The 10,762-nt window shown below is 31.6% G+C and carries 9 protein-coding genes, 1 tRNA gene and 1 pseudogene; 6 read left to right on the top strand and 5 right to left on the bottom strand.

Annotated features, from left to right (window positions below; genetic code table 11):
* Positions 1 to 86: 86 nt before the first annotated feature.
* A tRNA-Phe gene (locus B4E95_RS08735) sits at positions 87 to 159 on the bottom strand.
* A 247-nt stretch (positions 160 to 406) separates the two neighbouring features.
* On the opposite strand from B4E95_RS08735, the gene B4E95_RS08730 reads away from it, so the two are divergent.
* From B4E95_RS08730 to B4E95_RS08720, 3 genes are all read left to right on the top strand, one after another.
* Complete coding sequence (locus B4E95_RS08730; protein WP_291061486.1) at positions 407 to 1,690, top strand: OmpP1/FadL family transporter; 1,284 nt, start codon at positions 407 to 409, stop codon at positions 1,688 to 1,690.
* A 17-nt stretch (positions 1,691 to 1,707) separates the two neighbouring features.
* Positions 1,708 to 2,292: an LPS export ABC transporter periplasmic protein LptC gene (lptC, locus tag B4E95_RS08725; RefSeq protein ID WP_280046180.1), complete on the top strand. Its 585-nt coding sequence runs from the start codon at positions 1,708 to 1,710 to the stop codon at positions 2,290 to 2,292.
* 114 nt (positions 2,293 to 2,406) lie between these two features.
* Positions 2,407 to 4,566, top strand: coding sequence for a SurA N-terminal domain-containing protein (locus B4E95_RS08720; protein WP_291091183.1), 2,160 nt, complete (start codon positions 2,407 to 2,409; stop codon positions 4,564 to 4,566).
* Positions 4,567 to 4,643: 77 nt separating this feature from the next.
* Here B4E95_RS08720 and B4E95_RS08715 read toward each other — a convergent pair whose 3' ends face one another.
* The 3 genes from B4E95_RS08715 to B4E95_RS08705 are packed head-to-tail and all read right to left on the bottom strand — an operon-like array spanning position 4,644 to position 6,589.
* Positions 4,644 to 4,931, bottom strand: a complete 288-nt coding sequence (locus B4E95_RS08715) for a hypothetical protein (protein WP_286495443.1) — start codon at positions 4,929 to 4,931, stop codon at positions 4,644 to 4,646.
* 18 nt (positions 4,932 to 4,949) lie between these two features.
* A complete protein-coding gene (gene purE / locus B4E95_RS08710) occupies positions 4,950 to 5,453 on the bottom strand; it encodes a 5-(carboxyamino)imidazole ribonucleotide mutase (protein WP_286495442.1) in 504 nt (167 codons plus the stop codon).
* A 5-nt stretch (positions 5,454 to 5,458) separates the two neighbouring features.
* Entirely contained in the window at positions 5,459 to 6,589 is a 1,131-nt protein-coding gene (locus B4E95_RS08705; RefSeq protein ID WP_286495441.1) for a 5-(carboxyamino)imidazole ribonucleotide synthase, read from the bottom strand.
* Positions 6,590 to 6,651: 62 nt separating this feature from the next.
* Between B4E95_RS08705 and B4E95_RS08700 the strand changes: the two genes are divergently transcribed.
* The 3 genes from B4E95_RS08700 to B4E95_RS08690 all read left to right on the top strand — a co-directional run bounded on the left by B4E95_RS08700 (position 6,652) and on the right by B4E95_RS08690 (position 10,459).
* Positions 6,652 to 7,593, top strand: a complete 942-nt coding sequence (locus tag B4E95_RS08700; protein ID WP_291091181.1) for an endonuclease/exonuclease/phosphatase family protein — start codon at positions 6,652 to 6,654, stop codon at positions 7,591 to 7,593.
* Positions 7,594 to 7,801: 208 nt separating this feature from the next.
* Positions 7,802 to 9,940 (top strand): TonB-dependent receptor, encoded by a 2,139-nt coding sequence (locus B4E95_RS08695; protein ID WP_291091179.1) that lies wholly within the window; start codon positions 7,802 to 7,804, stop codon positions 9,938 to 9,940.
* Positions 9,941 to 10,057: 117 nt separating this feature from the next.
* Positions 10,058 to 10,459, top strand: coding sequence for a lipocalin family protein (locus B4E95_RS08690; RefSeq protein ID WP_291091177.1), 402 nt, complete (start codon positions 10,058 to 10,060; stop codon positions 10,457 to 10,459).
* A 149-nt stretch (positions 10,460 to 10,608) separates the two neighbouring features.
* On the opposite strand, the pseudogene B4E95_RS08685 reads toward B4E95_RS08690, so the two are convergent.
* Positions 10,609 to 10,762: pseudogene (locus tag B4E95_RS08685) on the bottom strand (IS982 family transposase); the annotation flags it as partial.

The following is a 10,762-nucleotide window of genomic DNA, read 5'->3' as shown; positions in this document are numbered from 1 at the left end:
CCCAACTTTTGATACTGATCCGTTATATTAACATTTAAAAATTAAAACTAAAAAAACCTCAATCAAATGATTGAGGTTTTAAGCAGTGGTGCCTCCAGGAATCGAACCAGGGACACAAGGATTTTCAGTCCTTTGCTCTACCAACTGAGCTAAGGCACCGCCTTAATTGTGATGCAAATATAGAGCGAAAATCCGTTCTACCAAACATTATTTAAAATATTTTTTAGACGAAAAAGCTATCTTGTTCATTTACCGAGAAATAAATTTTAAAATATTTTTATCTTTGCAAAAAAAGAGCGGTTTTAATATTTTAATAGAGATTTAACAACTCATTTTTGCAATCTAATTTTTACAATTCGCAACAAATCATCATATTTGCGTCTTAGAATTCTATTATACATTCATAATGAAGTGGATTATTTGTAGTTTATCACTATTTAGCGTGGTAACAATAAAAGCTCAGTCAATATCAGTTTCACCTTATTCGGCATACGGAGTAGGGGAGCAATTGTTTGATAATAATACTGAACAAGCTGGTATGGGCGGTATCTCAACGGTTCCTACGAATCCTTTTGGACAAAGTGCGAATTTTTCGAATCCGGCGGCAAACCAAAACTTGCGTATGACAACTTTCAATGCAAGTGGAAGTGGAACTAATTATAATTTCAAATCTGGAACAGATAAGGAAAACGCAGGTCGTTTCAATGTTTCTAATATTTCATTGGCTTTTCCAGTTGGTGAAAAAGGAAGTTTCGGAGTTGGTTTTCAACCTTACACAGCGTTGGGATATGATATTATGAATACTTCTGAGAAAAATAATATCAAACAAACTGTACAAATGAAAGGTGATGGAGGGTTAAATAGTCTTCATGCTTTTTATTCAAGAAATCTTTCAAAAGGATTTTCTTTAGGTTTGCGTGTTAATTATCTTTTCGGAGAGTTGCAACGTAATGAGATTTTAGCTGTAGATGGAGCAAGTTTAGCTGTAGATTATAGCGATAAATCGAACTATCGTGGTGCTCAATTTACGTTGGGATCTATGTATACAAAGAAAATTGGAAAAAATAACAATTTAAACATTGGGGCTACTTATACATTAGGAACTAAGTTAAGAACTGATGTTACAGATCTTACAACTTCTTACACATATATTGGAACAGCACAATCTTCTGTAGATACAATTTCTATTATTAGAATTGATAATGGAAAAACTAAGATTCCACAACAATTTACTTTAGGAGCATCTTATTCTAAAGATAATACGTGGTCATTAGCTGTAGAAGCAAAGTATAATAATTGGAAAGATTTCTCTCAACCATTAGAAGGTCAAAATACAACAATGTCTTCTGCGGTAGATTACAAAAATAATGTACGTTTGGCTGTTGGTGGATATTGGATTCCAGATTATAACAGTTACAAAAGTTATTTTAATCGTGTAACGTATCGTGCTGGTATGTATTATCAATCAGCTCAATACTCTATTCACGGAACAGATATTGACGCTTATGGAGCAACTTTAGGTTTTGGATTTCCAATCGGAAAACAAAATGATGGTTCTATGATGAATATTTCGTTAGAGTACGGACAAAAAGGAAAAACAGCAAACAACTTAATTAAAGAAAATTATTTCGGAGTTAAAGTTGGATTTGATATTAACGATATTTGGTTTAGAAAAAGAGTTATTGACTAATTTTGGACAAACAAAAATTGTATAAAAAAGCAAACGAAAAAGTTTTAATTAAACCAACTCTTGTATTTGGTCTGATTAGCGTTTTCGTTTTGCTTTTTTCTTGTAAAAAAGAACTTCCTCCTATCAGTAAAAAGAAGGTAGAATTCCCAACACGAACACTTATCAATGCAAATATTATTAACAAAGATTCGGGAAGAATTTCTGGTAATTTGCGTTCGCCACTAATCGAAGAATATACAACGGTAGATTCTCCTTACACGATTTTTAGAAAAGGTTTAAACCTTGATTTTTATCAAAAAGGAAGCGTAAAACCAGGTTATTTTCAAGCAGATTGGGCAAAGTTGAGTGATGTAACGGGATTGTACGAAGGTAGAGGAAACGTAATTATCGTAAATGAGAAAGGTGATTCGTTGAAAAGCGAACAATTATTTTGGAATAAAAAAAATAAAACAGTTTATACATCGAAAGAAGTTTACTTAATTAGCAAGGAAGGCGATTCGTTAACAGCGAAAAACGGTTTGCAAGCTACTGACGATTTAGAAACCTATACTTTATTCAATAATCAAGGATTTAAGTATGTTGATGATAATCAAAAATTCTAAAGAGCGTTAAAAAAATTAACAAAAAAGCGCATACTTGTCGCTTCTTCTATTTTATTATTCAATGTATTGTCGTATTTTCGCCACCTATTATAGAAATAACATTAAAATAAAACAATGGCAGTTTTAGGAGAAATTCGTAAAAAAACTTGGCTGATCTTCGTGGTAATCGGAGTTGCAATGTTAGCTTTCGTTGCAGGAGATTTATTCGGAGAGAATTCAAAAATAAAACAATTATTTACTGGAGATCCGTCTGTAGTTGGTACAGTGAACGGAGAACCTATTGGTATTGCAGAATATCAGAGTGCGTACGATCAAACACAAAAGATGTACGAAAATCAAGGTCAAACTGCAACTCCAAATCAAATTGCTCAACAAACTTGGAACAGCTTAGTTAGTCAGAAAGTGTTGAAACAACATGCTGAAAAATTAGGTTTAAAAGTTTCTGATGATGAATTTTGGAGCTATACAGCTCAAAACTTCGGAATGACATCTGGTGCAGAAGCACAACAACAGATTGCTCAATTAGAAGCAAATGCGGCATCAAGTCCAGAAGCACAACAACAATATAGAGGTTGGTTGCAAACTGCTGAACAAATAAAATTACAGATTTTATCTCAAAAATATTTTGGTTATGTAATTGCTGGTACAGCGGTTACAGGTAAAGAAGCGGATATTCAACAAGGATACAATATTTCGAATGCAAATATTCAGTATGCATTTGTTGATTATGCAACTTTGGCTAAAAAATTAAATGTAAAAGTAACAGACGAAGAAATTTCTGCTTACGAAGCGAAATATCCAAAATTGTTCAAAGCAGAAGGTTTAGTAAAATTAAGTTACACTTATTTCCCTGCTGGAGCTTCGACTGCTGATGACGCTGTTGCTTTAGCAAACATCAAAAAGTATCTGTCAACTCAAATTGTTCATGACGAAGTAAACAATGTTACAGATACAATTGCAGCATTTGGTTCTGCAAAAAGTGATTCGGTTTATGTGACTCAAAATTCTGAGAAACCATTTATTCCAAATTATTTTACAAAAGCAGAATTAGAACAAGCTCAATTAGGGCCAGAAGCAACAAACTTCTTGAAAACTGCAACAGTTGGACAAATTGGTGGACCTTTCAAAATTGGAAATACATATCAATTATATAAACTTTCGAAATCGAAAGAAGTAAAAGATTCTGTAAAATCTAGTCATATCTTAGTTTCTTACACAGGAAGCGCTGCTGGAAACGGAGTAAAACGTACAAAAGACGAAGCAAAAAAATTAGCTGAACAAATTTTAGCTGAAGTAAAAGCTAATCCAGCTTCTTTTGGAGAAGTTGCTTCAACAAAATCGGATGATAAATCATCTGCTGTACAAAAAGGAAGCATTGGTTGGGTTGGAAAAAACAATCAATTAGACCAAACTTATAACGGATTTATTTTCTCTAAACCAGTTGGGACTGTTGATTTGGTAGAATCTCAATTCGGATATCACATTATCAAAGTTGATGATGCGAAAAACAAAACAGCTTATCAAGTTGCAAACATTGTAAAAACAATTGAGCCTTCTAAAGCGACAACAGAAAAAGCATTTACAAATGCAAGAACGTATGTTCAGAATGTTGAAGGAAAATCATTGAATGATTTCAAAAATACTGCGAAAAAAGGTGGTTATTTAAATAATACAACAGAAGGTATTGAGCGTTATGCTGCGATTGGTCAAGATATTCCAAACGATCAGGACGGAGATATCTTAAAATGGGCTTTTGACAAGAAAACAGATAAAGGAGCAACAAACTTGTTTACATCTTCTACAGGAGATTACATCGTTGTTCATTTAGTTGAAAAATTTGGCAAAGGTTTAGCACATCCAAGTGTTGTTCGCCAATATGTAGAGCCAGTTTTGATGCACGAAAAAGTTGCGAAATTGGTTGATGAGCAAGTAGCAAACGGAGGATTAAATGCTTTTGTTACTAAATTTGGAGCGAAAAAAGGAAATGCAACTGTTAACTTCTCTAACTCTAACTTGAACGGGGTTGGATTAGAGCCAAAAGTTGTAGGAGCTGCGTTTGGTGTTAAACCAAATCAATCTTCTAAAGCAATTGCTGGTAATGCAGGTGTTTTCTACATTATTCCTACAAATCAACAAATTCAAAAGAATCAAAAAGGTTCAATGATTTTGGATAATTTAAACCGTCAATTACAAGGTAAATTCCAACAAACATTGTTACAATCATTGATTCAAGCTGCTGATGTGGTAGATAACCGCGATAGGGCTTTACGTTAAGATTTAAAAAATTTCTTTTTATAAAAAAAACTCCCAAGTTGTATAGTTTGGGAGTTTTTGTTTATGGAAATAATTATTTATTCTTTTTCAATTTCTGATAAAAAAGATTGAACGAAATCCATTTTATCTTTAGTTGTTATGATTTTGAAGAAAATAATATCGCGATCATCATTGTCTTTAGAAATTTCAATTTTATGATAAGATTCGGGTTCCGATAATTCAAACCATATATCTTTATCAAAATTAGTTTGAAAAAGATTATATTTTATTAAATCTAAATCCTTTTGAAAATAAAATTCTTGTATAAGGAGTTTGATAAATTCACTAAAATAAGTTGAATATATCCAAAAATTATTTTCTTCCATATTTTTTAATAAATTAACTTACCTATCAAACTCATTCGGATATTCGCCTTTCACGATTTCAATTTTCGCTTCTACAGCTTTTTGTAAATCTTCTTGATATTTGATTAATCTTTCTTGTAAAGTAGGATTAGTCGCACCTAAAATACGCGCTGCCAAAATCCCTGCATTCTTCGCCGCATTCACTGCAACTGTAGCAACTGGAATACCATTTGGCATTTGTAAAATAGATAAAATAGAATCCCAACCGTCAATAGAATTTGACGATTTAATAGGAACACCAACAACAGGAAGAGGCGTAATAGATGCAACCATTCCTGGTAAATGCGCAGCACCTCCTGCACCAGCAATAATAACATTTATTCCACGTTCGTGCGCTGTTTTTGCATAATCAAACATACGTTTTGGCGTACGATGCGCCGAAACAATTGTCAATTCGAAAGGGATATTTAATTCTGTTAATAGATCAGCAGCTTGTTTCATGATAGGCAAATCGCTATCACTTCCCATTATAATTCCTACCATAGTTGTTACTTTTTTGCCACGACTTTAACCGTTGCATTAACTTGTTTTATGTTTTGTTTTAATTGTTCTAAATCATCATTCACCAATGTAACGTGTCCCATTTTTCGACCTGGTTTTGTGATAGTTTTTGCGTACCAATGCAAAAATGTTCCTGGAATCGTCAATAATTCTTCAATATTTTCGATTTCTGCTTGTCCAGTTTGTCCTTCAGCACCAATTAAGTTAACCATAGCAGAAGTAGTAAACAATTTTGTAGAACCAAGTGGTAATTGCATTAACGTTCTTAACATTTGATCGAATTGTGATGAATAAGCAGCTTCAATTGTTGAATGTCCAGAATTGTGAACACGAGAAGCGGTTTCGTTTACCCAAATCGATTGATCTTTGTTCAAGAATAATTCAACTGCGAAAACTCCTGGAGATTTCAATGCTTTTACAACATCACGCGCAATTTGTTCCGCTCGATCAGTGATTTCTTTCGAAAGTGTAGAAGGCATCAATAAATAATCTAATAAATTATATTCTTCGTTGATGACAAATTCTACGGTTGGATAGGTGACAATATTTCCTAAATGATCGGCAACCGTAACAACCGCAATTTCACGATCTAAATCGGCGGGCGTTTCGAAAATTGAAGGAGATTGAAGCATTTTATCCAAATCAGCTTCAGATTTTAAGAATTGTACACCTTTTCCATCATAACCATCTTTTCGAGATTTTTGAAAAATCGGATAATTGATATCTTGTTTTGATTTTAAATCTTCCCAATTATCTAATCCAAAATAAGGCGCAGTCGGAATATTATTATTGACATAAAATTCTTTTTGAATTCCTTTGTCTTGAATAATAGCTAAAGCTTCAGGATCTGGAACAATGCGTTTTCCGATTGATTTTAGATAACGTAATGCTTCAACATTTACGTGTTCAATTTCAATCCCGATTGCATCTAAATCTTTTCCAAATGCAACAACCGTTTCATAATCTTTGAAATCGCCTTGTACAAAATGATGCGCATGTGGCCCGCAAGGTGCATCAGCAGCTGGATCTAAAATACTAATCTCGCAAGGATATTGCAATGCATTTTGCAAAAACATATACCCCAATTGTCCTCCTCCTAAAATTCCGATTTTTATCATATTGCGAAGTTAATGAATAATATAATTTCTATTTTTACGAGAACAAAAAAAGTATTGACGAGATGTTAACAAAATGGAGCAGAGTTTTATTCTTTGTATTTGTAGGAATTTATTTAACAAGTAAAAGTTTTTATCAATATTTCGTCTTCGATATGTTGGCACAATATTCTATTTATGCGTTGATTATTGCCTTTTTCTTGTGTATGATTTACAATTATTCGATTCGTAAAGAAGAAAAGAAAAATATTTTATGGTTGATTCCTTTGGTTGCGATTCCAATTATTACGTACAAAAACATAGGGAATTTCTATTTTGGAGAAAATGCAAAAGGAGAAAAATCGAATTTTAAAATTACGTCAATCAATATTTTTTCTCAAAATGAAGAGTTTCAACACTTGAAAAAATATTTAAGTAAAGATAAAAGTGATGTAATTGTTTTACAAGAATTAACGCCTGCTTGGCAAAAACATGTAGAGTTTATCCGAAAAGAATATCCATATTATAAAGAAGAAGTAAGAAATAACAATTTTGGAATTGCGATTTATTCTAAAATTCCATTCTCTAAAGTATCAACAAAAAATTATATTGATGAAATGCATCCTTCTATTTTAGCGGAAATTATTGTAGACGCTAAACCATTAAGCATTTTGGTAACGCATCCTGTTCCGCCTTTACCAAATCAGGCTCGTTTTGAAAGACGAAATAAACAATACGAATTGATGAAGCAGGAAATTGATGCTTTACCGAATGAAAATATCATTTTAGTTGGCGATTTGAATTCAACAGTTTATTCTCCGAACTTCAAATTGGTGCAATCGGATAAAATGAAAGATGCTCGTTCTGGTTTTGGATTGAATAATTCTTGGAATGCTTTTATTCCAATTTTCCGCACAAATATCGACCAATGTTGGGTTTCGAAAAAAATAAAAGTGACCAATTTTTATCGTGGAGATGATATAAAATCAGATCATTTTCCGATTGTTGCAGAACTGAAAATAGATTAAGAATTTGGGTTAATTTTTAAATTTCAAAAAAAAGATTACCTTTGAAGTTCAATCGAAAGGGGTGCTTCTTTACAAGAGGCTGAGATTATACCCAAAGAACCTGGGCAGGTAATGCTGCTAAGGGAACTGGTACTTCACCAAATTACATTCGCGCGTAAATTATAAAAGTGTAAGATGGCTCCTTTCATAATATTTTTTAAAATTAATTATGAAAAGGTCGATTTTTTTATTGTCATTATTTGGTGCATCTATTCTTTATGCACAAGAAAAAGATTCTATTCAAAAAGAAGAAATTCAATTAGGAGAAGTTTCAATTGTCGAAAAACTTCCGATTACAGTTGAAAAGGTAACTGATAAAATGTTACAAAAGAAGAATTTGGGACAAGATGTTCCAAATTTGTTAAATTCTGCTACGTCTGTTTCTATAACTTCTGATACAGGAACAGGAATTGGTTATTCGTCTATCAAAATTCGTGGACTTAATGAACAATCAATCAACGTTACATTAAATGGAATTCCGCTTAATAATCCTGAGTCTCAAGGTGTTTTTTGGGTGAATATGCCAGACTTGGCTTCATCTACAAGCTCTATGATAATTCAGAGAGGAGTTGGAACTTCATCAAACGGGATGGCTTCTTTTGGAGCAAGTGTTAATATCGAATCTCAAAATCCGTCTACCGTTCCTTTTGCAGAAGCAAATGTTTCTTTCGGAAATTATAAAACGCAAAAATATACAGTTCAGGCTGGTACGGGAAAAATACTAAATAATAAGTTGATTATTGATGGACGTTTTTCTAAGATAAATTCGGATGGATATGTAGACAGATCTTGGTCAGATTTAATCTCTTATGATTTTACTGCCTTATATGAATTGAATGAAAAAACAAAGTTTAGATTTCAGAATATGTTTGGAAAAGAACAAACGTATCAGGCATGGAGTGGTGTAGATGCTGAAACTTTAAAAAAAGATAGAACATATAATTTTGAAGGAGAAATTTTAGACGAAAATGGAAAGGTTGAAGGTTTTTATAAAAATCACACCGATAATTACCGTCAAAATCATTATTTTCTTTCGTGGTTACAAGATTTTGGGAATAATTGGAAATCAAATTTAACACTTCATTACACAAAAGGTAAAGGTTATTACGAGAGCTATAAAAATAATCGCAGTTTGAAACGTTATAAATTGGATTATTTAACTTCAGAAAAAAGAAATTTAATTAATCGTGAATATCTTGATAATGATTTTTATGGTTTTAATCTTGAAGTTGAAAATCAAAAATTAAACGATTTTAAAGTATTTTTCGGATTATCTGCAAACGAATATGATGGCGATCATTATGGAAATGTCTTATGGGTAAAAGGCACAGATTTTAAGGATAAAGATTTCAAATATTACAACAATCGTTCTGTGAAAAAGCAATTGGCTGCTTATGCAAAAGTATTGTATCAATTGAATAAATTTGAATTGTTTGGTGATTTGCAATACCGTTATGTTGAATATGATGCGAAATATTTGCCAAATGGGAAAAATGATGAGGAAGATTTCAGACCATTTTCGGATACATTCAATTTTGTGAATCCAAAAGCTGGAATAAATTTTAAAATCAATTCTTCAAATGTATTGTATGCTTCTTATGGTATTTCACATCGTGAGCCTTTGAGAAATGATTATGTAGATTCTAAATCTAAACCAAAAGAAGAATTTCTACAAGATTATGAATTTGGTTATAGAAAAGTAGGACAACTTTCTTTGAATGCAAATTTGTATTATATGGACTACCAGAATCAGTTGGTTGCAACAGGAGAGTTAAATGAAGTAGGTGCAAGAAAGCGTGTTAACTCTGGAAATAGCTATAGAAGAGGAATAGAGTTGGATGCGAATTATAAAGTTATTCCGAATCACTTGAATATTTTTGGAAATTTAACTTTAAGTCAAAATAGAAATATAAATTACGAAGAGGAGGTTTGGGATGAAAAAGGAATTTCTTCTATAAAAAATTATGGAAAAACAAAAATTTCGCTTTCACCAGATGTGATTTCTGCTTTCGGTTTTGAAGCTGTTCCTTTCAAAAATGTATTGATTAATTTGACGAATAAGTATGTTGGTGAACAATATTTATCAAATACAGAACCAGCAGATGGTAAATTAGATAGTTATTTGGTTTCGGATCTTTTGATTCGATATTCGACAAAAGTAAAAGGAATTAAAAACCTTGAATTTTCGTTCTTGATTAATAACTTATTTGATGTAGAATACGAATCAAACGGTTATTATTATGGAGGAGGATATTATTTTCCACAAGCCGGAATTAATGTTTTGGGCGGAGTTGGAATTCGTTTGTAGTAGTTTTCTTTTAATAGTTATTGTTTTTTTAGATAATAATTATATTTTTCTTAATTAACAATGTAAATTTAAATAATATGAAAAAATTATTGTCTTTTAACAATAGGAGCTTTATCATTGAACTTCTTTAGTTGTAAAGATGATGATGACTCAAGAAAATCTTTAGATGATAAAATTGTCGGAATCTGCAAACTTGAAAAAACAGTTTATCAGGAGACAGGTACACCAGATGAAGTAGAATATCCTGATGATTGTGCTAAAAAGTCTACAACAACTTTTAATAAACACAATACTTATAAAAGTGATGAGTATTATACCGATTATCAAACTGATAAATGTATCAATGAGGTTTATGGAGGTATATATAAAATAGAAAAAGGAAACTTACACATAATAGATGACGAAACTATTTTTAAAATTCAAGAAATTTCATCTAATAAAATGGTTTTACTTCTTGAAGAAGATGTAGATTTAGATGGGAAAGTTGATTCTAAAGTTATTGTTACTTTTATAAAATAAAAAAGCTCAATAATTTAACACTACCCCCAAAAAGTTAGAAACAATTTGGGGGTATTTTTATAAAAAGAAGAGTAAAATATGATTTTGCATTTAAATTAAATATCTAAAGAAGGAGATAAAACAATATATTTACTAACCCGTTGTGCATTTTAAATAATTTTGGTTTTTAGCTTATTAATATTTCGATTAAAGTATGTTTTATTAATGTACTGAACCACAGTAAGTGCAGTAATTTTAGCTAGAATTCTGGTTTTAAACCCCTCAAAAGTCTTTGCATAATTACGTCTAATCATAAATTGATCG

The organism is Empedobacter sp. UBA7494, from assembly GCF_002478465.1.
Lineage (GTDB): Bacteria > Bacteroidota > Bacteroidia > Flavobacteriales > Weeksellaceae > Empedobacter > Empedobacter falsenii_B.
This window is presented reverse-complemented; position numbering and strand designations above follow the sequence as displayed.